21 protein-coding genes and 3 pseudogenes are annotated in these 23,199 nt (G+C 63.9%); 8 read left to right on the plus strand and 16 right to left on the minus strand.

All coding sequences use genetic code 11. The features are described 5' to 3' along the window. Window positions 1-587 precede the first annotated feature (587 nt). Complete coding sequence (locus ATB98_RS26460; RefSeq protein WP_066879264.1) at window positions 588-1,922, minus strand: TadE/TadG family type IV pilus assembly protein; 1,335 nt, start codon at window positions 1,920-1,922, stop codon at window positions 588-590. Between the two features lie 154 nt (window positions 1,923-2,076). Then, the gene (locus ATB98_RS26465; RefSeq protein WP_066879267.1) at window positions 2,077-2,286 is read right to left on the minus strand and encodes a hypothetical protein; all 210 of its coding nucleotides are present in this window, start codon (window positions 2,284-2,286) and stop codon (window positions 2,077-2,079) included. A gap of 85 nt (window positions 2,287-2,371) precedes the next feature. Here ATB98_RS26465 and ATB98_RS29290 point away from each other — a divergent pair, with 85 nt between their 5' ends. Next, a complete protein-coding gene (locus tag ATB98_RS29290) occupies window positions 2,372-2,551 on the plus strand; it encodes a hypothetical protein (protein WP_153435949.1) in 180 nt (59 codons plus the stop codon). Between the two features lie 704 nt (window positions 2,552-3,255). Continuing rightward, window positions 3,256-5,028, plus strand: a complete 1,773-nt coding sequence (locus ATB98_RS26470; RefSeq protein WP_066879270.1) for an adenylate/guanylate cyclase domain-containing protein — start codon at window positions 3,256-3,258, stop codon at window positions 5,026-5,028. A 222-nt stretch (window positions 5,029-5,250) separates the two neighbouring features. On the opposite strand, the gene ftsZ is transcribed toward ATB98_RS26470, so the two are convergent. Further along, window positions 5,251-6,282, minus strand: a complete 1,032-nt coding sequence (ftsZ, locus tag ATB98_RS26475) for a cell division protein FtsZ (protein WP_066879273.1) — start codon at window positions 6,280-6,282, stop codon at window positions 5,251-5,253. Between the two features lie 259 nt (window positions 6,283-6,541). Here ftsZ and ATB98_RS30295 point away from each other — a divergent pair, with 259 nt between their 5' ends. Then, window positions 6,542-6,736, plus strand: coding sequence for a hypothetical protein (locus ATB98_RS30295; protein ID WP_066879275.1), 195 nt, complete (start codon window positions 6,542-6,544; stop codon window positions 6,734-6,736). Between the two features lie 266 nt (window positions 6,737-7,002). Here ATB98_RS30295 and ATB98_RS30300 read toward each other — a convergent pair. The 4 genes and pseudogenes from ATB98_RS30300 to ATB98_RS26505 all read right to left on the minus strand — a co-directional run. Then, window positions 7,003-7,674, minus strand: a pseudogene (locus ATB98_RS30300) (HAD family hydrolase); the annotation flags it as partial. Between the two features lie 248 nt (window positions 7,675-7,922). Then, the gene (locus tag ATB98_RS26495; protein WP_066879281.1) at window positions 7,923-8,441 is read right to left on the minus strand and encodes a metal-dependent hydrolase; all 519 of its coding nucleotides are present in this window, start codon (window positions 8,439-8,441) and stop codon (window positions 7,923-7,925) included. 126 nt (window positions 8,442-8,567) lie between these two features. Continuing rightward, window positions 8,568-9,380 (minus strand): class I SAM-dependent methyltransferase, encoded by an 813-nt coding sequence (locus tag ATB98_RS26500; RefSeq protein ID WP_066879283.1) that lies wholly within the window; start codon window positions 9,378-9,380, stop codon window positions 8,568-8,570. Window positions 9,381-9,572: 192 nt separating this feature from the next. Then, window positions 9,573-10,481 carry an SDR family oxidoreductase gene (locus tag ATB98_RS26505; protein ID WP_066879286.1) on the minus strand — a complete coding sequence of 303 codons (909 nt, stop codon included), beginning with the start codon at window positions 10,479-10,481 and terminating at the stop codon, window positions 9,573-9,575. A gap of 84 nt (window positions 10,482-10,565) precedes the next feature. Between ATB98_RS26505 and ATB98_RS26510 the strand changes: the two genes are divergently transcribed. Together ATB98_RS26510 and ATB98_RS26515 are read left to right on the plus strand one after the other, a co-directional pair. Continuing rightward, the gene (locus tag ATB98_RS26510; RefSeq protein ID WP_066879289.1) at window positions 10,566-11,147 is read left to right on the plus strand and encodes a helix-turn-helix domain-containing protein; all 582 of its coding nucleotides are present in this window, start codon (window positions 10,566-10,568) and stop codon (window positions 11,145-11,147) included. Window positions 11,148-11,241: 94 nt separating this feature from the next. Next, window positions 11,242-12,152: pseudogene (locus ATB98_RS26515) on the plus strand (aldo/keto reductase). Between the two features lie 52 nt (window positions 12,153-12,204). On the opposite strand, the gene ATB98_RS26520 reads toward ATB98_RS26515, so the two are convergent. The 5 genes from ATB98_RS26520 to ATB98_RS26540 form a co-directional block, all read right to left on the minus strand. Next, the gene (locus ATB98_RS26520) at window positions 12,205-14,193 is read right to left on the minus strand and encodes an acyltransferase family protein (RefSeq protein WP_066879294.1); all 1,989 of its coding nucleotides are present in this window, start codon (window positions 14,191-14,193) and stop codon (window positions 12,205-12,207) included. Window positions 14,194-14,461: 268 nt separating this feature from the next. Further along, the gene (locus ATB98_RS26525) at window positions 14,462-15,688 is read right to left on the minus strand and encodes an aminotransferase-like domain-containing protein (RefSeq protein ID WP_066879879.1); all 1,227 of its coding nucleotides are present in this window, start codon (window positions 15,686-15,688) and stop codon (window positions 14,462-14,464) included. Between the two features lie 88 nt (window positions 15,689-15,776). Further along, the gene (locus tag ATB98_RS26530; protein WP_066879298.1) at window positions 15,777-16,469 is read right to left on the minus strand and encodes a DUF930 domain-containing protein; all 693 of its coding nucleotides are present in this window, start codon (window positions 16,467-16,469) and stop codon (window positions 15,777-15,779) included. A 369-nt stretch (window positions 16,470-16,838) separates the two neighbouring features. Continuing rightward, on the minus strand, window positions 16,839-17,186 hold the full coding sequence (locus ATB98_RS26535; RefSeq protein ID WP_234782030.1) for a hypothetical protein: 348 nt from the start codon (window positions 17,184-17,186) through the stop codon (window positions 16,839-16,841). Window positions 17,187-17,219: 33 nt separating this feature from the next. After that, complete coding sequence (locus tag ATB98_RS26540) at window positions 17,220-18,167, minus strand: adenylate/guanylate cyclase domain-containing protein (protein WP_066879301.1); 948 nt, start codon at window positions 18,165-18,167, stop codon at window positions 17,220-17,222. Window positions 18,168-18,400: 233 nt separating this feature from the next. Between ATB98_RS26540 and ATB98_RS26545 the strand changes: the two genes are divergently transcribed. Beyond that, complete coding sequence (locus ATB98_RS26545; protein WP_066879304.1) at window positions 18,401-19,015, plus strand: class I SAM-dependent methyltransferase; 615 nt, start codon at window positions 18,401-18,403, stop codon at window positions 19,013-19,015. 68 nt (window positions 19,016-19,083) lie between these two features. After that, window positions 19,084-19,338 (plus strand): hypothetical protein, encoded by a 255-nt coding sequence (locus tag ATB98_RS26550; RefSeq protein WP_066879307.1) that lies wholly within the window; start codon window positions 19,084-19,086, stop codon window positions 19,336-19,338. Between the two features lie 201 nt (window positions 19,339-19,539). Here the strand turns inward: ATB98_RS26550 and ATB98_RS29300 are convergent. Further along, window positions 19,540-19,659, minus strand: a pseudogene (locus ATB98_RS29300) (ketol-acid reductoisomerase); the annotation flags it as partial. Window positions 19,660-19,730: 71 nt separating this feature from the next. Here ATB98_RS29300 and ATB98_RS26555 point away from each other — a divergent pair. Then, a complete protein-coding gene (locus tag ATB98_RS26555; protein WP_066879310.1) occupies window positions 19,731-20,351 on the plus strand; it encodes a hypothetical protein in 621 nt (206 codons plus the stop codon). A gap of 49 nt (window positions 20,352-20,400) precedes the next feature. Here the strand turns inward: ATB98_RS26555 and ilvC are convergent, their stop codons facing one another. The 3 genes from ilvC to ATB98_RS26570 form a co-directional block, all read right to left on the minus strand. Beyond that, entirely contained in the window at window positions 20,401-21,420 is a 1,020-nt protein-coding gene (gene ilvC, locus ATB98_RS26560; RefSeq protein WP_066879314.1) for a ketol-acid reductoisomerase, read from the minus strand. A gap of 60 nt (window positions 21,421-21,480) precedes the next feature. Beyond that, a complete protein-coding gene (locus ATB98_RS26565; protein ID WP_234886667.1) occupies window positions 21,481-22,122 on the minus strand; it encodes a TetR/AcrR family transcriptional regulator C-terminal domain-containing protein in 642 nt (213 codons plus the stop codon). A 207-nt stretch (window positions 22,123-22,329) separates the two neighbouring features. Next, entirely contained in the window at window positions 22,330-23,178 is an 849-nt protein-coding gene (locus ATB98_RS26570; RefSeq protein WP_066879319.1) for a LysR family transcriptional regulator, read from the minus strand. Window positions 23,179-23,199 lie beyond the last annotated feature (21 nt).

A 23,199-nucleotide genomic window follows, 5' to 3' on the forward strand; every position in this document is an offset into this window, starting at 1 on the left:
CGCAGTTTTTTGCGCGCACGAAGCCGCCCGCGTTCAGCCAACATTCTGAACGCGGTTAAAAAGCTAAGGAATCAAAGGGCTAGAGCGTCCTTGAAATCTCGGCGAGCACCACTCGGCAGCGCTGTGCATCCCTTTCGGATGCACAGACGTTGCGGCATGGCCTTATCCTTTCGACCGATCCCGATCGAAGGAGCCATGCGAGCAACACCCGCCTTCGCAAAAACGCACGAAAGACGCTCTAGCGCTTTGAGGCCGCCCTTCGCCAACCGCCGAAACCTCCCGTTTCGGTTCGACGATGCAGCCCGCCTGCGAACGGCAATGGCCGTGCCCCCAACCTGATGGCGTTCGCTTTACGAAACCTGGAATTCCCCTGCCAGCCGGTGGATAGCGGCGAGACTTTGCCGGCGAGGTGGAGCGAAATTGTGGCGAAGGCCGTTTGTCTTGCGCGAAAGCGCGACTTCATCGGCCGATTTGCCTGTTTTGTGCCGGAAATGGCGCGTTTTCGACGGGCTTGAAGGTCCCCGATGCGTGTCGCCGAACCTCCGTGTCCTGCCGATGCCTCGGCGGCCGAATGCTCAAGACCAGCTTCAGCGCACCAGCCGGATGATGCCCGGATAGTTGAAATGCGTGTTCGCCAACTGGCTGCTGCAATCCATCTTGAACGTGCTGTTGCCGGTCAGGGTGATTTCCTGCGCGATCAGCCTGATACACTCGCCGCTTGTCGTACCGTTGCCCGAATATTGCAGTTCGGCGGAATCGGGCAGGTAGACGATCCCGGTCAGCGACGACATGCTGTTGCCGTTGATGATGGCGGATTTGGCGTTGCCATGTGCTGCGACGATGGAGAAGCCGGCCCAGTCGCCCTCGAGCGAAGGCGAGATGTTGAACGTGGCACCGCCGTTGATCTTGACTGCCGCATTGTTCATCAGGAAGAAGGTAACGCCTTCGCCGCTCACGACCGTCTGGCTGCCGAGTTCCAGCAGACCGCCGTCGATAATGTAGTCGCCCGGCTCGAGCTTGACGGCGCCCTTGAATTCGAGGCTTGCATAGGTTCCGGGCTTGAGGGTCACCACGTAGCCGTCGGCGTTCTTGGGTGTCTTGCCGGTGCCGTTGCAATCGCCGTTGCCGCCGCCGCCGGCGACGAAGTTCTGGCCGCAACCGGAAAGGTCGATCCGGGTCGAGGTCTTCGGCAGCACTTTGCCGGCGAACGGGTCGGAGATGCGCGGCGATCCCTCGACCGCACTCGGACAGGCCAGTTCGATGGCTTGCGTCGAGCCGTAGATGCCGCCGGCCGCATAAAGACATTCGGCCTTGAGCGTCCCCGTCCCGCCGATATAGATCGATTGGTCGTCGTTGGAATTCGAGAGGACCGCGCAGCCGGTGAGGTCTGCCGCCGCGCTGCCGCTGACCTCGAACGCACGGTCCGCGGTGTGGTGGAGCGCCAGGATGCAAGCCTCGGCTCCGGCCGTTCGCGTGGCAACAGCCTGGCGCCGGATTTGCAGCGGCAGGCGCTCGAGGAAAAGCGGCTTGTATTCGAAGTTGAACGCGGCCGCGGCCGTGTCCTCGTTTACGCTTCGCGTGAAATCCACCGACAACGCGACCGTGGCCGGATCGGTGGGCGCCGCCAGGGCATCGACGACGCTTTGCTGCGGCAGGGCGTAGTTGCCCCAGAAGAATTTCTCGGCCGTCTCGTGGGCCTCGTCCTCGGTCGCTCCCTCGCCGTAGGCCCGCACGGACCCGAGCGCTGCCGCATCCAGCGCGCTCTGGATCTTTTCTGCTTCAAGGTACGCCCCGACGAAATCGAGCGTCAGCGCGGCAGCTCCGATGATGGGAATGAACCCGATTGCGCCGAGTACGGCGAAGTTCCCATCCTCGTTGCGCACCAGCCTTCTTAGTTGCAAGCGGAATGTCGCGGCCCTCATAGCCTTCGCCCCCAACAGACACCACCGCTTTACTTAAGCATTGACTAATTTACGAAGCGTTAGGAAATCCCCTCAGTTTTTAAGGAATTCTTGGAATGCTTGCGGCAGCGAGACCATCGGAGGCAATTTTTCGCCGCCGCGTTTCAAGCGTCCGTTACCCCTTCCAGGCCGCCTCGCTCTTCTGTTCATAATGGGTGAATGCCTTCACCAAGCCACCGAGGACTTCCGCCGAGGTTTCGAACATCGCCTTGAACTGGGGATCGTCGACCTTGGTTATGTCCTCGCGCAGATGATCTATGATGGCGTTGAGTTCGCCTTTCATCTTCTGCGTGTGATGAGCGGGATTTCCGTCGGGATGTGCCATTGGTCTTCTCCATCGCCGTACTGGTCACATTGTCACAACGCATGGCTGTCTGGCCCGGTTCCGGTAGCGGTCGGCTGATGGCAGCATGTCCCGCGCCACCGTTGAGCCCACGACCGGCGGATTTGGTCGTGGCGATCGATACAATCAACGCGCAAGAATCGATCGTGCTTCGTTACAGATCGCCCGCAAAAGTTACTGGACCGGAGCCGCCGATCCGGCAAATATCAGGGTGCAAATCATCGAAATGATTTCAGTATCAATTTAGATCAGAGCTCGCCGAATGGTGGGCTCTGATTGGGAGAGCAACCCGGGTCGAGCGAGCGGCGGCGCCCGGGCGGATGCTGAATTGATATGGCCCGAAACCCATTAACTGCGGGCGCAACGTTTCTGTCGTTAACTGTGATAGGCAATGTTTCGCCGCGAATTTTCAGGGCCCGCTGCCGACGGCGGGTCCTGTGTTGTTTAGGGGATTTGCGGTACCTGGCGTCGCACAAACACGGCAAAGACGAGCGGGCAGCGGTGGCGCGAACGCATGTGAGCTGGCCGCTCCAGGCGTGCGTGCAGCCCTCCCCAGCGTGCGGCTGCGAAAGCCCTTGTGACAGCAGGCCGGCATAGCCCCTGCGGCGACAGGAACGCCGCTTCAACCGGGCGGCAGCATTCGTCGAGCACGTCGTCCATGCGCTTCCCCTAATGGACACCCATCTCAGCCGTTGCTAGTGTTCACAAGCGGGATCGGGAAACGCGCGGGAGGGCTTTCGTGGACAACCCGCATCTCACGTCTCATGCATGTCGCCCCAAGACTGGGCAGCGACCTTGGGGCAGCGACATGCATAAAAACAGGGACCTGCGGCGCGGCGCGCGACGACGTGCCGCCACGCGCCTTCGGGGCCGGGAGCAGGGTAACGCGGGCGATTTGCGGCCGCGTCCCGGCGGAGGCTTGATCCGGATCGGGTGGCTTGGGGGTTAGGGATGAGGCGGCTGGCAGCGATCCTTGACGCGGACATCGTCGGTTACAGCCGGTTGATGGGGCTCGACGAGGCCGGCACGTTCCAGGCGCTGAAAGCCTGCCGCAACACCTTCATCCTGCCTGCCGTCACCGGCCATAGCGGGCGGATCGTCAAGCAGACGGGGGACGGTACGCTTGCGGAATTCGCAAGCGTCGTCGATGCGGTCGCCTGCGCGGTCGCGATCCAGCGGACGATGCACGCGCATGACGGAGACGGCGAAACCAGCCGCATGGAATTGCGCATCGGCGTCCATCTCGGCGACGTCATCGTCGAGGACGGGGAGATTCATGGCGACGGCGTCGTGGTTGCAAAGCTCCTCCAGGAAATGGCGCCGCCCGGCGGCATCTGCATTTCACAGCATGTCTACGATCAGATTGGCGCCAAGCTCGACTTTCCCGCGACCGAACTCGGCCGAAGAAGGCTTGGCGACATCGCCAAGCCCGTCCGTGTATGGCGATGGCTGCCGAACGAGACGCCGGAGGTCCCCGCTCCGGCAACTCCTGCGCAGGCGCGCGCACTCGCGGACTACAAGCGCCCGTCGGTCGCCGTTCTGCCCTTCGCCAATCTTTCGAGCGTCGGGGAACAGGAGCATTTCTCCGACGGCTTCACCGAGGAGCTGATCGCCACGCTCGCCCGCTGCCGCTGGCTGCGTGTCGTCTCTCGGAACTCCTCCTTCACGTACAAGGGCATGGCCGTCGACGTCAGGAAGGTCGCCGAAGACCTTGGCGTCAAATATGTGATCGAGGGAAGCGTCCGCCGCTCGGCCGACCGCATCCGCATCACGGCGCAACTGCTGAGCGGAGAAAGCGGCACGCTGCTCTGGGCCGAGCGCTATGACCGCACCCTCGACGACATCTTCGTCTTGCAGGACGAGATCGCGGGCCAGATCACCGGCACCGTGCAACCGGAACTCGGCATGATCGAGTTCGCCGCGCTGCGCGGCCAGACGGCCGCCGACATGGATGCCTGGAATATCTATCTCAAGGGCCTCTGGCACCTCTACAAGTTCAATCTCGACGATCTGAAGATCGCCAGGACACTCTTCGAGCGAGCGATCGGTCTCGAGCCCGCCTTCGCCCAGGCCCATGCCCGGCTTGCCTATGTCCACATCCAGCTCGGCTGGTACGGCCCGCTCGAGGAACGCGCCGAGCGGATCGCCGATGCCAGCGCGCTTGCCGAAAGGGCGATTGCCCTTGACAGCCGTGAGCCGGCCGCCCATCTGGCGCTCGGTCGTGCACTGGCGCTCGGTGGCGAGCCGCTGCGCGGGATCGACCACCTGCGCCATGCGCTGCGACTAGACGCGAGCTTTGCCCAGGCTCATTTCGCGCTCGGCCAGGCGCTCTGCTACGTCGATCGGCCGGAGGACGGCATCGTCGAGATCGGCGAGGCGTTCCGGCTGAGCCCCCGGGACCCGCACCTGTGGACCTTCCACAACATGCTGGCGATCGCCCACTACCAGTCGGGCCGGCTTGACGAGTCCGCCGCGGCCGCCCGCGCATCGCTGCGCCAGGTGAATGCCACCTTCTGGCCGGCCATGGTGCTGACGGCCGCTCTCGGCGCCGAAGGGCGCACGGAGGAAGCGCGCGCCGCGGTTGCCGCACTCCTGCACCGCCGGCCGGACATGACGCTCGAGAAGGCGCGCGCGGAATTCTATTTCGGCAGCATCCCGGCAATGTCGGAGGAATTCATCGATCGCTTCGTCGAGGACCTGCGCAACGCCGGCGTGCCGGAGTGATGCCTTGTTGGCACGTCCGCCCCTTCACCCGCCTGCCGGGATGATCTCTTAAGGCGCACGCTTGCCCCACCCGGCCTGCGCCACCTTCTCCCCGTCCTCACGAGGGACGCGCGGCGCCGCCCCAGTACCTCTCCCCGCGAGCGCCCGCGTGCGGGGAGAGGGTTAGGGTGAAGGGCAAATCCCGCTGCCCGAGCGCTGCGGAACTTATCGTATCGCGCCCGCCTATTGCAGCGTACGCACCGGCGCCGGCTGGCCGTTCATCGCCTCCGGTGGCGCCGTCTCGGCGCCGCGGTTGCTGTCGAGGCCGGTCGCCACGACGGAGACGCGGAAGGTTCCGTCGAGCTCGCGGTCGAAGATCGCGCCGACGACGATGTCGGCCTCGTCATAGACTTCCTCGCGGATGCGGGTCGCCGCCTCGTCCACCTCGAAGAGCGTCATGTCCATGCCGCCCGAAATCGACACGAGCACGCCCTTGGCGCCGCGCATCGACACTTCGTCGAGCAGCGGGTTGGCGATCGCCGCCTCCGCCGCCATCATCGCCCTGCCCTCGCCGGCCGCCTCGCCAGTGCCCATCATCGCCCGGCCCATGCCCTTCATCACCGTCTTCACGTCGGCGAAATCGAGGTTCATCAGGCCCTCCTTGACGATGAGGTCGGTGATGCAGCTGACGCCGGAATAGAGCACCCGGTCGGCGATCATGAAGGCGTCGGCGAAGGTGGTCTTGGCATCGGCGATACGGAAGAGGTTCTGGTTGGGAATGACGATGACGGTGTCGGCGCTTTCGCGCAGCCGCTCGATGCCGAGCTCCGCCGTCTGCAGGCGCCGCCGGCCCTCGAAGCTGAACGGCTTGGTGACGACCGCGACCGTCAGGATGCCCGCCCGCCGCGCCGCCTCGGCGATTACGGGTGCCGCCCCGGTACCGGTGCCGCCGCCCATGCCGGCGGTGACGAAGCACATATGCGTGCCGCCGAGATGGTCCATGATCTCGTCGATCGATTCCTGCGCCGCCGCATTGCCGATGTCCGGCACCGAGCCGGCGCCGAGACCTTCGGTGATGGCGGCGCCGAGCTGGATCCGCCGCGCCGCCTTCGACATCGACAGCGCCTGCGCATCCGTGTTGGCGGCGATGAAATCCACGCCCTGCAGGTTTTCCGCGATCATGTTGTTGATCGCATTGCCGCCGCCGCCGCCGACGCCGATGACAGTGATCTTAGGACGCATCTCGGTGATGATCGGCTTCTTGTACTCTGTCATGGCTCTTCTCCTTGGGCAGTTCCCGCTGGGCGGGAAGCTGCGATCGAAAGCGGTGCGGCGCGAATCAGGCGCTTCCAGTCTAGGAATTCAAAAAAGCCAGGGAGAGGGCAAGAGGGGCAAAAACAAGGCAAGTCCACAGCTACGTGCGAGGCAGCCGGACCGTCTCCTTAATGGCTGAAGCCAGTCCCATGCGTCGAGGAACAAGGAGACGTCCTTCCACGTTCAAACTGCGTCCTTCATCAATGCGGGAGTGGCTGCGATGGGTGTCGATCAGGCCCCGACGAAAAGAGGCAGGAAATCCGCGCGCGACTTGCACGAGAGCACCGCGAAAGAAGAGAAAAAGGTCGAGGCGCAGAAGGGGTCGGATCTCGCCAAAGGCGCCGATCGCTTCGAGGAGCGTTCCCGAAGCTCGGACGGCAGGAGCGCGGGCGCGAAGCAGAAGCCCAAGCGGTAGACCGTCCAGTCAGGCAACGCCGCGCTCTTAATGTTTCACCGATGCCGGCGCAGTATAACGCCGGCGCATCGCTTCTGTCTCTGCCGGCTCTCCGCGGACGAGAGCGAACGATCCTCTTCGATCCCCGCGGTTTCCTCGGCGAGTCCCGGATCGCCGATGCGCTCGGCAAACCTTTTTGAAGAGCCGCCCGCTCTGAAATGATGCTCCCAGGTCTCGCCTTCGGCTGTCTGCAGCAAGGGCGCGAAGGTTCATTTCGTTCTGCCAACGAGCGTATATTCGCGCTCGATGACATGGGCGATCAGTTCCTCGACACCGGTACCCCTCTCTCCTTCGAGAACGAGATCGGCGGTATCCTTCAGCGCCGGCAGCGCGTTCGCCACGGCGGCGCCGCACCCGCACATCCGGAGCAGCGCGTGGTCGTTCTCCGCATCGCCCACGGCCACGACGTTCAGCATGGAAAGCTGCATCTCTTTCAGGGCCGATTTGAGACCCGTCGCCTTGTTGACCCCGGTCGGAAGCACCATGACGGCGCCTTTGTTGAAGATGATCTCGAGTTCGAGGCCAAGCTCGTTGATCGCTTCGAGCGCGGCGGCTTGATGAGGTTCCCAGGTCGCGACGATGGAGCGTCCGACCGATATGTTGTCGACGCCCTTCTGCCTCAGCCGTGCAACGAACCCCGGCGGCGGCGCCGGTGCAATCACCTTCTCTTCATCCGTGTCGGGCGAATAGAGAACGGCGCCGTTTTCCGCAACCACCTTGTCGAAAAGATGCATTTGCGGGAAGACCCGCTTGAGGTCCTGCAGCTCACGTCCCGTAACGAGCAATAGCTTGCGCCCAGTCTCCTTCAGCTTCTTCAGCGATTCCAGAGTTTCCGGCCGGACAGTGCCATGGTCGGCCAGGGTTCCATCATAGTCCGTCGCAAGGGCCATGAAATACATGAGCGCGCAGCCTCCGTCGCGGAGCGGTCGCCGTCACCTTCTGGTCAACGTGCGACCCTCCAGCGCCGCGCGCCTTATCAGATGTGCACAGGTCGCGGCAGTACGTTGATCTGCATGTCTTTGTCCGTCAATCGAGGTCGATTTAAGGAGAAATGCAGCAGGGCTGGTTGGTTGCGCAAACCAGCGACCGCCACTCTGGTCAGTCACCTCCGACCACCGGATCGTTTCGCCCCTGGTTCACGTACGCCTCACTCGGACGCGCTTGCCTCCACCGGCCGCGCGGCGAGCCGCGCCCTCGCCCAAATCCACGCTGCCGCGGCGCAAATCGCCACTTCCGCCGCAAACGTCCAATGCAGGATGAAATTCAAGTACCAAGGCTGAAACCGCGCCGGGATCTCGACGAGATTGAAGCGCGTCTCCAGCACCGGATGGAACCAGCGGATATCGGCAGCGATGGAATCGAGAAAGAGATGCAGCAGGACGTTGGCAAGCGCGACCCAGACGAGGATCAGGTACTGGCGCTTGCCTGCAAGCCGTAACGCGAGCGCCAGGGTGGCGGCAACGGCCAGCCAGAAGAGCGGCGTGTGGGTCCAGTAATCGTGGTGCAGCGTGCGCCGCCCGTCTATGAGATAGAAATAGAGGAGGTCGAAATCTGGCAGGACGGAAAAGGTCAACCCGGTGGCGAAGGCGGCACGCCGAAGCCCTTGGCGCGTGCCGACGATCCGGCGGGTGAGCAGATAGCCGGCGGGCAGATGCGCGATGAACATGCGAAATTTCCAGCCCCTGGCATTGCGTGAACGATGACGGGCATCGCGATGGAATTGATGGCCGGCAATCGCGATTCAGGCAAGAGGCTGGCGCAACAATCCACAGTTGATGATCGGACGACCGATTTACCGCACCGCCTCCACCACGAAGGCGCTGATCCGCTTCTCGATCATTCCGCTCCCGAACCGCTCCTTGAGCGCCTCGGCCGCAGCCGCCGTCGCCTCCATCAGGTCCGCGGCCTCGCGCTCCTCGATCTCGCTTCTGACCGGGGTTCCCTGGCAGAAGGCGGTCGCCGCGTCCAGGGCCGTGGCGGCACCGTTCCGCTTCTCCAGCGCCTCGATCGCGATATCGCGAAAGCCGGCGGCCGCGAGGTCGGCGCGGATCCGCTCGGGGTCGGCATAGCCGTGCGGCACGCGCCGCATGAAGCCTGGCGGGTTCTCCGGAAAGCGGGCCTCCAGCGCCTCGACCACCGCCTGCGTCAGCTCGTTCGCCTCTATCCGGTCCCATACATTGAAGAGGAAACGTCCGCCTGGCTTGAGGACGCGGGCGACCTCGCGGTAAGCCGCCACCCGGTCGGGGAAGAACATCACGCCGAACTGGCAGACGACGGCATCGAAGCTCTCGTCGTCGAAGGGCAGCGCCTGCGCATCCGCCTGCTGCCAGACGATCCGATCGTCGTCGGCCAGACTCGCATGGGCGACATCCAGCATCGGCTGGTTGAGATCGGTTACGACAAGCTGCGCCTCGACATCGAGTCTGGCCGCCAGCGCCCGGGTGACGACGCCGGTGCCGGCGGCGACTTCGAGCACGTCGAGAGGTTTCAGCCGCGCCACCCGCTCGGCGAGATCGGCCGCATAGGGCTCGAAGATCAGCGGCACCATCAGCCGCTGGTAGATCTCGGGTATCGCCCCGGCAAAGAGCTTGTCCTTTTCCGCCATGGCCCTTCTCCCCTTGTCGATGGACCGCGCCTGCCGGCGGCCCTCACCAAAGGATCATACGTCCTCGCGCAGCCTTTCCGAAGCGCCATTCATGTGACGAGGGAAAGTGCTGCGCCTTCAGGTTGTTGGGATCATTTCTGAATGTTGCGACGCTGGCCATACCTTGCGTCAGGTGCACGCTCTGCCGCCGCCTCACCGGTACCCCGTCGCATCCGCCGGCTTGTTCGCCTCCACAACCTCGTCCATGTAGCGCCAGCAATCGGGCCGCGAACCGTCGAGGTCGGTGAAGCCGTAGACCTGCGCGAGCCCGCCGCTCGAAAGCGACTGCGCATTGAAGCGCGCCTTCTCCGGATCAGCCGCGAGAGCGGCCACCGCGCGACCAACGAAACGCGGCGTCTCCGAGATCACGAAGTGCGGCTGATGTCTCGTCGCGTCGCGCCAGTTCTCCTCCGTCACGCCGAAGGCCTCCAGCATCATCTCCGAGCGCAGCCAGCCCGGGGTGAGCGAGACGGCGGTGGCGCCGTGCGGCGCGAGGTCCTTGGCGTGTACCCAGGCCATGCGGTTGGCAGCGGTCTTGGCGAGATCATAGAAGGGCGAATTCCGGTAGTGACCGGCATTATAATCGGCCGTGCCGTCGGTCACCTCGACGAGCAGGCCGCCGGGCCGCTCGATCAAGAGCGGCAGCGCATGATGGGCGGTGATCAGATGCGTGTCGATCGCCAGCCGCAGGATCCTCAGCCCGTTGTCGAGGTCGTGCTCCCAGACCGGCGTGTTCCACTCGAAGAGCTTCTCCCCGCCCCAGATGTCGTTGATGAGCATGTCGAGCCGGCCCGTCTCGCGGCGGATGCGCTCGACGAGCGCCTGCACCGCCTCCGGCTTCAGGTGATCCACCTGCACGGCGATCCCCTTCCCGCCTGCGGCGGTCACAAGCTCGGCAGTCTCCTCGATCGTCTCGGGTCGCTGATAGTCCGATTGTTCACTGCGCGTCGTCCGCCCGGTGACATAGACCGTAGCGCCCGCCGCACCGAGTTCTACCGCGATACCGCGGCCGGCGCCGCGTGTTGCACCCGCGACCAGCGCCACCTTGCCTTCGAGCATCATCTCCTCCTCCCTGGGAAAATCATCTGGCCTATGCCGCTCCACCGATATATAAACGCTTATTCGGTTATAAATAAAGGTAAAAAAATGCCTCGTCCTAAAACCCTCCCCAACGAGGAGGTGCTCGACGCCGCCCTTGCAATTATTCGCAGAGAGGGACCTGACGCCCTGACCTTCGCGGCCCTTTCCGCCGCATGCCGTCTTTCCGCCTCCACCCTGGTGCAGCGCTTCGGGACCAAAACCGGTCTCGTCCGGGCCACCTTGCTGCAGGCCTGGGACCGGCTCGACCGGCTGACCGCAGAACTCGCGGCCAGCACGGCCAAGACGCCGGCGGGCGCCGTGGCGCTGCTCGTCGGCCTCTCCGGCGACTATGGCGCGATAGAAAGCTATGCGGACGACCTCCTGATCCTGCGGGAGGACCTGCGCGACCCTCTCCTGCGCGCCCGCGGCGCCTCCTGGCGCGACGTCCTCTCCGGCGCCCTCGAGGAGCGCTTCGCACATATGCCAGGCGCGCCGGCCGGCATCGGCCTTATGATGGCCGCACAATGGCAGGGCGCGCTTCTCTGGTGGAGCTTCGATCCACGCGTGCCGGTCACCGTTTTCGTCAAGGAAAGTCTGGAGCACTTCGTCGCCGCCTTCAGGCAGGCCCGGGAAACGCATTCGAGCTGATGGCGGCGGCCGGGTCCCTCTCTGAAGAGACCACTTGCGCTCACGCCCCCGCCCGCTACGCTATCCGGCGACCAACCATGCAAGGAGCGAGACAATGGAATATCGTCAGCTCGGCCGCTCCGGCCTCAGGATCTCGACCGTCACCATGGGAACGATGACGATCGGCGGCGGCGGCAAGTTCGCCCAGGTCGGCGATGTCGGGGTCGGGGACGCTCGCCGCTATGTCGATCTCTGCCTGGATGCCGGCGTCAACCTGATCGACACCGCCGATATCTACTCGACCGGGACCTGCGAGGAGATCATCGGCGAGGTTCTTGGCGGCAAGCGCAAGAACGGCGTCCTCATCGCCACCAAGGCGCGCTTCTCCATGGGGCCTGGACCGAACGACGGCGGGCTGTCGCGCCACCATCTGATCAGCGCCTGCGAGGCGAGCCTCAGGCGGCTGAAGACCGACGTCATCGACCTCTACCAGGTGCACGAATGGGACGGCCAGACGCCGCTCGAGGAAACCCTGGAGGCGCTCGACACGCTCGTGCGCCAGGGCAAGGTGCGCTATATCGGCTGCTCCAACTATTCCGGCTGGCACATCATGAAGGCCCTCGGCATCAGCGCGCTCGAACATCGCCAGCGCTTCGTCAGCCAGCAGATCCACTACACACTGGAATCCCGCGATGCCGAATACGAACTGATCCCGATTTCGATCGATCAGGGCCTCGGTATCCTCGTCTGGAGCCCGCTCGCGGGGGGCCTCCTTTCCGGCAAGCACCGGCGCGGCGAGACGCCGGAGGGCACCCGCCAGCTCGCCGGCTGGAACGAGCCGCCGATCCGCGACGAGGAACGGCTCTGGAAGATCGTCGACATGCTGGTGGCGATCGCCGCGGAACGCAACGTCTCCCCGGCGCCGTCAGCCTCCCGCCCGTGATCTACCCCTATTGGCACCAGCTCTGGACCGCCAAGGACCGGCTCGGCGAGGCCGACCTGTCGCTGCTGGGCCCGCATGTGTGAGCGTGGCGCGGTCTCAAGCGAAGCGCTCGCGGGGTTGCCCCCTCTAACTCCTCTACGGCCGCACCGCTCCGACGCGCGTCTCTCCAAAGACCGCCCGCTCAAGGGACGGCGCCAGCGACTCCGCATAGGGCGTAGCGATATGGTGCCGGTCGCGGAAGGTCAGCTTGCCGTCGATGACCGCAGGGCACGTCGTCCTGTCGCAGAAGAGATCGACGACATCGACATAGGACGCGCGCATCGCCACGGCCGCCTTTCTTTCGGCGGCGGGAATGGTCTCCTCCACCGCTTCGCTGCGCGGCGTGTCGCAGACGCTCGGGCTCCGTTCCTGCCAAAGCGCCCGGGCGACGCATTTGTCGAGATAGGATTTATGCACCGGCACGTCGCGAAGGAGGACGACGTCGCTGCCGGCGCGTTCCAGCCTCGCGACGGAGCGCTCGAGGCCCCTCGCCCAGTCGCGAACATCCATCTGATGGCTGGATATGTGGTTGATGGCGTTGCGGACGTAGCTCGACGAGTATTGCGCAAGGATCACGACGTCCGGCTTCAGCGCTGCGATCTCGCCGAACACGAGGCGCTTCCATTGATCGCATTCGTCATAGTTCCGCATCAGCACGCCATTCCAGGTCGAGACATCCGCCGCCGGGCAGGATGACTTGAGATAGGTGACGAGCCGCCAGCCGTTCTCCTCGGCGATCTTCTTCAGGGGCGTCGACCAGTGGTCGGCATGGGAGTCGCCGAAAAGCACGATGGTCTTCTTCGGATGTGCGGCGCCGAACCGGCACGCCTTGGGCTCGACCGCCTCCCGCTCGAGAACGCATGCCGAATCAAGCTCGCGCGCCGCCGATTTGCGTTCGGCACTTTCCTGGATCAGCCGCTGCTCGCCATCAAGGCTGTAGCCCGCCAGGGCTGCGCTGCCGTAGGCGAGCGTCGTGCCGGCTGCCGTGAGCAGCGCCGCCAGTCCCAGCGATCGACCGGTCCGGGCCGCCAGCCAGCCGTTATGTCGGACCGGGTTTTCGACGAAGTGATAGCTGAAGAGCGACAGGAGCAGCGTGGCGGCAAGACACAGGAGCCGGTCGATGATCGTCAGCTCCGGCTTGAGAATGCCGGCATAGACGATGACGGGCCAGTGCCACAGATAAAGGGAATAGGAGAGCTTCCCGATCTTTTGCAGCGGCTGGAAGGCGAGAACGGACTTCGGACCGGCGCGGCTTTCATGCGCGCCGCTCAAGAGGACCATCACCGTTCCGAGAACCGGAACGAGCGCGATCGAGCCCGGAAAGGGTATCTCCTCCGTCACGGTCAGATAGGCGGTGGCGATGAGCAGCAGGCCGAGCCAGCCGAGGGCGGGCGAGAAGCGAAAGCGCCGCGCCCATTCCTGCGGCAGAGCCATCGAGGCGAGGCCGCCGAAGGCGAATTCCCAGGCTCTCAGCGGTGAGAAATAGAAGGCCCAGGGCTGAGACACGGCCGTCATGTGCCAGCAGAATGCAAAGGACACAGCCGCGACGACACCGAGGAGAAGGAAAAGGCCGGCCTTTCCCGGCCGAAGCCGCGCTAAGACGAGAAGCAGCGCCGGCCAGACGAGGTAGAATTGCTCCTCCACCGAGAGTGACCAGAAATGAATGAACGGGTTGTTCGACGCGTCCGAGGCGAAGTAATCGACCGCCCACCGGATCAGCCAAAGATTGATCATATAGGCCGAGGCGAAGAGCGATCCCTTGGAATAGAACTGCTGTTCGGAGGGCGAAAGGATGAAATAACCGAAAATCAGCGTCGTCAAGATCACGAACAGGGCGGCGGGCAGCAGCCGGCGCGCACGGCGCGCGTAGAAGCGCCAGAGGTCGACCGTGCCGCTCCTGGCGATCTCCTGCTGCAGGTGCCGGGTGATCAGAAAGCCCGATATGACGAAGAAGATATCGACGCCGACAAATCCGCCGGGCAGGTCCGTCATCCCGAAATGGAAGGCGACGACGCCGGACACGGCCAAAGCGCGCAGGCCTTCGATGTCCGGGCGAAAGCTTGCCGAGGCTGCCTGTAAACTCATACCAACCGATGCCCTGTCCCTTGGTCGCCCCCTGCTGATGCCCTCAGTAGGCGGGAGGCAAAGTTCCATGATGCATCGCAGCAGCCTCGCTGCGACACGGCACAACGGGCGCGATCCTGTTCGACAATGTGGCGTCAATAAGGGCCGGCCGCGTCGGACCTTCCTCCGTTCGTCACGACCGATGGAAAAAATCTATGCGAAAGCAAAGGCTTAGGCCAGCAGCAAAAGCGCTGCAGAAAGGCTTGCGGCCTTTGACGAACGTCTGAATTCAGGCGGCCTGTGCCACCTCTCCGCGAATCAAATCGCCGAGCCGGCGAATCCCCTCCTCGATCATCTTGTCATTCGCGCAGGAGAAGCTCAGGCGCAGCGTGTTTTCGCCCGAGCCGTCGGCGAAGAAGGCGCGACCGGGCACGAAGGCGACCTTCGCCGTCTGGATCGACTTCGCCAGAAGCTCGGCCCCATCGGTTCCCTTCGGCAGCGTCACCCAGATGAACATGCCGCCTTCCGGCCGGGTCCAGGTGACGCCGGCGGGCATGTATTTCTCGAGCGCGGCGAGCATGGCGTCGCGGCGGTATCTGTAGGCCTTGTGCACGTTCGCCACCTGCGCCTGGAAGCCGCGCTCGGCGACGGTTGCGATCGCCATCTGGTTGATCGTCGAGGAGTGGAGGTCCGCCGCCTGCTTCATCAGCACCAGCTTGCGGATCACCGGCTCGGCGGCGCAGATCCAGCCGACGCGAAGCCCCGGCGCCAGTGTCTTCGAGAAGCTGCCGCAATAGATCGTGCGGGCTGTGTTGATGTCGCCCTTGCGGGCGATCTCCAGCGCCAGGATCGGCGGGATCGCCTCTCCATCGTAGCGCAGCGACTGGTAGGCCGCGTCCTCGATGACGGCAATGCCGAGTTCCTCGGCGAGGTCGAGCACGCGCTCGCGGCCGGCGCGGTCGACCGTCTCGCCGGTCGGATTGGCGAAATCGGCGGAAAGATAGGCGAACTTGACGCGTCCGCCCGCCTCCGTTGCGGCCTGGACGTAGGCTTCCGGCGTGCGATTGCCGGCCGGGTTCAACTGGTCATAGGTCGGCTCATAGGCGTTGAAGGCCTGGAGCGCACCGAGATAGGTCGGCCATGTGACGAGCGCCGTGTCCTTCGGCGAGAGGAACAGCTTGCCGAGATAGTCGAGCCCCTGCTGCGAACCGGAGGTGATGAAAATATTGTCGACGGTCGCCGGAATCCCGATCGCCGCCAGTTCCTTGGCGAGCCAGGCGCGCAGCGGCCGATAGCCCTCGCTTACCGAATATTGCAGCGCGGCACTGACCGCCGGCCCGCCGAAAATATCCGCATAGGCTTGGGCGAACTCGCGGTCGGGGAAAAGCTCCGGATCGGGAATGCCGCCGGCGAACGAGATGATGTCCGGACGATCCAGCAGCTTCAAGAGTTCGCGGATTTCCGAAGCCTTCATGCGGCTCGAGCGCGTGGCTAAAATGCTTTCCCAATTCAGCATGGGGTCCTCCCGTTCGCGAAGGCCGGAGATGACCACACGGCATGATTTAAGTCAATATTCCTGACCTATTTCGCCATTCTTTATCGCTCTATTCGGTTGCTTCGTCGTCCGCACTCAGCGCATGCGCCTCCCATTCCTCCCGCGGAATTGCGCTGCCGACCGAGAATTCGAACGCCACGACCTTCGCCATGTCCGGGGCGATCTCACATTTGAACCGGATGTTGTACCAGTTCCGCCGGCTACGAAACGCGCCGCCCTCGGCCCGAAGCACGCGCCCGGAAAGGACCGGGTCCGCCATCGCATAGGCAACCAGAAAATCCGGCTGAAAATCGGCGTCCCAGCGATGCACCTGTTCCATCGCCTCGACGTTGCAAAGCTGCACGATCCGTTCGCCTGTGGCCAGTTGCTGCAATGCCTCGCGGGCAGCCTTGCTGCGCGGATCGGCCAGTGTCCTCGCCGCGAAGAATTCGGTCGCCCGGACCACCGCTGTCTCGGACTGCGCCGATGACGCGGACGCCGGCCCGCTTCCTTCCTTGGCCGGCGGCGTCGATCGGGCGCTGGCAAGCGCGTTGCCTGGATCCGCGGCAACCGACGGCGTCGGCGCCTTCATCGCTCGAGGGGGAAGAAGCTCGACGGCAACGACCTCGTCGCGCGGCGCCGGCATAGGGCGCACGAGGGGAAGGGACGACAAAGCGAAGCCGATGATCACATGCAGGACGAACGCGACGGCGACACTCCGCCGGATTGTCGTGCCATGCGGCAGGCGCTTCTCTTTGGGCATCTATGGGCAGAGTGAACCGGCAGCATTCGGGGCGCACAGCAGGAGTGCGGTGCACGACCGGAAGGAAGCGACACGCAGGTTCGCCATTGCCTTTTTCGTAACTGCACGGGGAAGAGATGGCGTCATGGTACATGACGGCAAAGTTGCATAGACGCGCCGGCACAACAAGCGGCAAGCTGCACTTGCTGCCGGAAAACGCTCAGGCCTCGCCCTCAAAATAGCTGCAGACGAGCAGGAAGCAGATCGCAGCCAGGATCAGCAGATCGAAGAGAGCGAAATGCTGCAGAACTGTCGCCATGGCCACTCCTCCTGGCGGCCAGTATATCAGGATATGATCGGCTCTCCTACTATAAGCCGCGCCTGCTCATTTCAGGCCGGACGAACGGACCTGACTCTGCCGCTCGTATCGATGATGCAATTGAACTTGCGCCCGCCGGCATCGACGTCGACGCTATAGCGCCTCGCATCGATCTGGCTGGACCGGGTCGGCCGGATCCTGGCGCCGGCGGCGCGGGGAACGACGGCATTGGCGCAGATGAGTTGCAGGTCGGCCGGTGCAGCCTGCCGGCTCGGGCGAGCCGTGGTGCGGGATTCGGGCGCCGATTGGCATCCCGCAAGAAGCAGGGCGGCCGCCAGCACGCACCATTTGACCGGCGATCTTGCCGGCCTGCGCGTCGACAAGGCCTCACCCTTCAAAATTCCTGTCATCACTTCCATTTTCGCACCTTCATCTGGCTCGCGCTGCCGCCATCATCGCCGAGCCCCGCCGCGGCCGCGCGCGAGCCATCGAAGCCCTGCGGCAATCGCTATTCCAAGCAACGGCCAGACCGCCCAGAATGTCCCTTCAAAGGAGAGGAGATTGACCGCGACGACGGTGGCTCCGGCGGCGCCCAGCAGCGCGAGGCCGCGATCGACCTGCGTCGTCCTCCTTATCCAAAAGAGCGTCGCGACCAGGGCGAAAGCAAGGAGCGGCCAGCGGGCCCAGAATACGCCATCCCAGGACAGGAGATTGATGGCGACGATCCCGGCCGCCACAAACCCGAGACTGCCGAAGACGCGGTTGCGTGCTCCGGCGGTCCCGGTCTTCGTCTCTTCGCCGACAGGCGCCCGGTCGTTGCCGGCACCTTGCCGACCCCACCCATCGGCAGGCCTCGCCGGCACCGCCTCGTCTTCCGCCGTGCCGATCCGGACAGCGTAGCCCGCGACGCCGCCTTCGATGTTCTTCACCGCGAGCTGGCCCAGAAATTCGAAACCGACGGCCACCTTGTTGCGGACCTGGTCATAGACGGTGCTCGATATCACGATGCCGCCCGGGGGCGCCGAGGCCTGCAGCCGCGCCGCGACGTTGACGCCGTCGCCATAAATGTCGCTGCCGTCCGCGATAACGTCGCCAAGATTGATGCCGATGCGATAGAGCATCCGCGCCGCGCTCGGCCGGTCGGCGTTCAGTCCCGCCAGTTCGTTCTGCACGTCGATCGCCGCCCTCACGGCCTCGACGACGCTTGGAAACTCGGCGATCAGACCGTCGCCCCAGGTGTTGACCACGCGGCCGCCATACGCCTGGATAAGCCGCGCCATGGCATCTCGATGCCGCTTCAGAGTGGCGAGCGTTCCTTCCTCATCCGCTCCCATCAGGCGCGAATAGTCCTGAACGTCGGCGGAGAAAATTGTCGTCAGCTTGCGACGCATGTCTGACATCAGTTCCTTCCTCGACCGGGCGCCATCTCCCGGCAGCGCACCACAAGTTGTTTCGTCGATCGGGCAAAGCATACAGGGTGCGGGCTCTCGCAGCGACCCCGCAACGGCAGGTTCCGGGCGAATGCCCGGACAGCCGGTGCGCAAATCATTATCCTCGAACCGTCATCCTCCTTGCCGCCAAAGGGGGGCGCCGTGCTACCTGTAGCTACATCCCTCAGAAAAGGCTCTTTGTCATGGCCGCCGATGACGCCACCGCCCGTTTCTATCGCGAGAATGCCGCAACCTATGCCAGTCGCGAGCGCAAGCCGCCGGCGACCCGGCTCGATCAGTTCCTGGCCGCGCTGAAGCCGGGCGCCGCGGTGCTCGAACTCGGCTGCGGCGGCGGCCAGGACAGCGCCTACATGATCTCCCGGGGTTTTGAGGTAACGCCGACCGACGCCTCGCCGGAACTGGCCGCCGAAGCCGCCCGCCTGCTTGATCGCCAAGTCGAAATCGTCCGCTGCGAAGAGCTCACCTGGAACGAGGCATTCGACGGCATCTGGGCCGAAGCATGCCTCTTGCACGTACCGCGCGCCGAGCTCGCCGGCGCACTCATCCGCATCCTTGCTGCGCTGAGGCCCGGCGGCAGGCTTCATGCCAGTTTCAAGGCTGGAACCGGAGAGGGCCGGGACGAGCTCGGCCGCTATTACAATTACCCGTCACGCGCCTGGCTCGCGCAGCAGTTCAACGACACGGGCTGGGCCGGCGTCGAGGTGAGCGAAGCGGACGGCGGCGGTTATGACGGCAAGCCGACGCGCTGGCTGCATGTGGCAGCCGTGAAATCACGAACGCGCGGGCTCCCTGCTTGAGGGAACTCAACCGCCGTTCCGCGGTTTGGGGCGTGTATCGCAAATGGCGATGACACTGGAGGTTTCAGATGTTCAGAAAAATGTTGGTTGCCGCCGCCATGTCCGCGGCTTGCGTGTCCCCGGCCTTTGCGCAGGCCGATATCGTTTGCGACCAGGCGGGCATGACCAAGCTCGAAACCGACGTGGGCCAGATCACCGACTCGGGCCGGAAGGAAATGGCTGAGAAGGAACTCGCCATGGCCAAGGAAGCATTGGCGGCGAACGATCAGGCGAAATGCAAGAGCCACATGGAAAATGCCATGAAAGGCAAGGACCCGATGTAATCGTTCGCGCGCCGGCTTTCGCGCAAATCTTTTCCTTCAGCACATATGAGAAAGCCGGAGCGCGAGCCCCGGCTTCCGTAAGATCTAGAGCATTTTGCAGCCAGGTGGAATCACCTGACGTCGCACAAATGCGGCAAGAATAAACAGGTAGAGCGGTGGCGCGAACGGATGTGAGCGCATCCCGCTCCAGGCAAAGAGCCCTTAGTTCTTCGCCTTGTCGACCAGCTTGTTCTTGCCGATCCAAGGCATCATGGCGCGCAGCTTGGCGCCGACTTCCTCGATCTGGTGGGCGTCGTTGACGCGGCGGATGCCCTTGAAGCGGCATCGCTTGTACTTGCGCACCCTGCGTACCATCTTACAGTTGAGCATTACGCTTCTTGGATCGGAACGTCATGGGAAGCTCGTCTCTGGAAAGTATCCTTGACAGCCTTAAAGAGTGGAACGACTTCAACACGCTTCGGCGCCTATTGACTGCTTATTTTTCTCCGCATCGCTCTGCGGAAGACATCGAAAACTACCGTCTTGGCAAAGGCCGAAAGACATTCAAAAGACTGCGGGATGAAGTCGTCCCGGTCCTACACTTTTCTTTAGCAACGGGCTTCGACGGCAAAGTGAAGTTCTGCTTTTCCAATGATCCGCCCGACTGCTACTATCACGCGACTACCGACACCTCCCCGCGGGCGTTGGAAATAACGCGCGCGATGGCAACAGAACATCTGCACATTGCAAGGGAGTTGAACACCAAGGGCGCCTTTTCCCAAATCGTGAGGACGGAAGCAGTTTTGGAGTCCACGAGCAATGCCATATCGGAGCGCCTTAATAGGAAAGCAGCAAAGGCGTACGGGGATATCGAGTTGTTGATTGAGGCGCCGATCGGAGAGGACCGACTTCCGCCGGAGAGATGGGACAGGATTATTCCCGCGTTACGACAGCAAGCAAAAAGCACAGGCTTTCGCCACGTGCATCTTATCGGCGCGCTGGCGCCGGAATGCAGATATTTTCAGCTCAAATAAGAAAGCCGAGGCGTCAACCCCGGCTCTCCCTTTTCTCGATTGTTAGGTCTTAGTTCTTCGCCTTGTCGACCAGCTTGTTCTTGCCGATCCAGGGCATCATGGCGCGCAGCTTGGCGCCGACTTCCTCGATCTGGTGGGCGTCGTTGACGCGGCGGATGCCCTTGAAGCGGGCAGCACCCGAACGATACTCCTGCATCCATTCCGAGGTGAACTTGCCGGTCTGGATGTCCTTCAGCACGCGCTTCATCTCGGCCTTGGTCTCTTCCGTGATGATGCGCGGGCCGGTCACGTATTCGCCCCACTCGGCCGTGTTCGAGATCGAGTAGTTCATGTTGGCGATGCCGCCTTCATAGATCAGGTCGACGATCAGCTTCACTTCGTGCAGGCACTCGAAATAGGCCATTTCCGGCGCATAACCGGCCTCGACCAGTGTCTCGAAACCGGCACGGATGAGTTCGACCAGACCGCCGCAGAGGACGACCTGCTCACCGAAGAGGTCGGTTTCGCACTCTTCCTTGAAGTTGGTTTCGATGATGCCCGAACGGCCGCCGCCGACGCCGCAGGCGTAGGAGAGCGCGAGATCGAGCGCATTGCCGGAAGCGTCCTGGTGAACGGCCACGAGGCAGGGAACGCCGCCGCCCTTCTGGTATTCGCCGCGCACCGTATGGCCCGGGCCCTTCGGCGCGATCATGACGACGTCGACCGATGCCTTCGGCTCGATCAAGCCGAAATGAACGTTGAGGCCGTGGGCGAAAGCGATCGCTGCACCGTCGCGAATGTTGCCGGCGATCTCGCTTTTGTAGATGTCCGCCTGCAGTTCGTCCGGCGTCGCCATCATGATGAGGTCGGCCCACTTGGCGGCTTCGGCCACCGAGAGAACCTGCAGACCGTCGGCCTCGACCTTGGCCGCCGTCGCCGAACCCGGCTTCAGCGCGATGCGGATCTCCTTGGCGCCGGAATCCTTGAGGTTCAGCGCATGGGCGCGGCCCTGGCTGCCATAGCCGACGATGGCGACCTTCTTGGACTTGATGAGGTTGAGATCGGCATCACGATCGTAATAGACGCGCATCGAATTTTCCTTCCCTTTGCTTGTCCGTTTCCCTTTGACGGTCCGAATGTCCGACCGCCGTTACCCTTTCGTGCCGTAGAGCGTGAGGAAGGCGGCGACCGCCCCCTCCGCCCTGCGGCTGAAATCTTTCTTCATGTCCCCCGGCGCCTCGCCGAGCAGCATGCGCAAGTGCCAGTCGGAGACGACCAGCCCGTAAAGCGCGCCATAGGCCTCCTCCGCATCCTCGAAGGCAAGGAGCCCGGCCTTGCGCCCCGCTTCCAAGAGCGCCCCTGCCCGGCGTCCTATCTGCCGTCGACCTCGCTCCTGCAGCAGGTGGCCGAGCTTCGAGCCCTCGCGGCTCGCCTGGCCGATCGCCAGCCGGTTGAGCGCCAGCGACACGTCGCCGGCGAGGACCTCCAGGAGGTCCTTCGCGAAGGCGACAAGATGCGCCCCGAGGCTCGCGCCGTCCAGCGTTTCGGCCGTAACATCGAGCGTCCTGACCTTGCTCGCCTGAAAGGCGATCATGGCCGAAAGCAGCCCGTCGCGATCACCGAACCACTTGTAGAGGCTTTCCTTGGAGCAATTGGCCGCGCGCGCGACGCCGGCCGTCGTCAACGCCTTCTCGCCGCCGTCGACGAGCAGGCGCAATGCCTGTTCGAGCACGGCCCGCTGACGCTCCGTCAGTCCCTCCCCGGCATTCGCCTCCTTCATCGCGGCATTCATCCGCACGTCGCCTCGCTGCGCTAGAGCCGAATGCGCTGGGTTCGCGCAACCGCTCCATCTGCTTGTTTTGCCGCATTTGCGCGGCATCAGGTGATTCCACCCTTACCGAAAATGCCATAGTACCGTACGGTACGGTTCGCAACGTTCTAGTGAAGCACCACGGAAGCGTCAAGACGATTCTGGCAAAGGGGCGAAATTTCGGCGTGCCTACTTCCAGCCGCGGACCGTCTCCTCCACGAAGGCCGCAACCGCAGCCACGCTCGGCACGCGCGCCCGTTCTGGATGGATCATCAGGAAAACCGGCCGTTCGGCGGTCGCCGCGGGCGCATCGACCGGTTCGAAGCGCGGATCGCGCAAGGCGGAAACTTCGGGCAGCATCACCTCCGCGCCGAGCGACAACGCCGCCTCGGTCAGGATCTCCAGCCTGTCGGCCGTCAGCGCCACGCGTGCCTCCGGCCGCGCCCGCTCCAGCGCCTGCATTTCCGGCACATGGGCGAGCGCCGGACCATAACGCACGACCGGGCACGCGCCCGCACCCTGCCCCTTCGGGCGGAACAGCCGGAAGCGGATGGCGCCCAGGCTCTTCATCCGGACCGAATCCTCAGCCGTGCGCGCCATGCGGATGGCGATGTCGGCCTCGCGCCGTTCGATGCTCAGCACCTGATTGTCGGCGGCCAGATCGACGGTGAGGCCCGGATGCCGGCGCTCGAGCTTCGCAAGCGCCGGCGCGAGGATGGCGCTCAGCACGAAGCCGACGCTCGTCACGCGCACCTCCCCCTTCAGTTCTGCCGTCCGCCGCTGCAAGGTCGCGAGCGAGAGCGACGCCTCCTCCGAGATGGTTCTCAGCCGGTCGACGACCGGTGCGAGGACGAGTGTCGGCATCAAGCGTCCGTCGATGCGGTCGAAGAGCCGCGCCCCGACCCACCGCTCAAGTGCTGCCAGCCTGCGCGAAACCGTTGTCTGGTCGACGCCGAGCGAACGCGCGGCATGGCTGAGCGTTGTGCCGCGCACGAGATGATCCAGCAGTTCGAGATCCGCCCATCGACCTGTATCCATGCAGATTTGCCTCCGATAACT

It is taken from the genome of Sinorhizobium saheli (genome assembly GCF_001651875.1).
GTDB lineage: Bacteria > Pseudomonadota > Alphaproteobacteria > Rhizobiales > Rhizobiaceae > Sinorhizobium > Sinorhizobium saheli.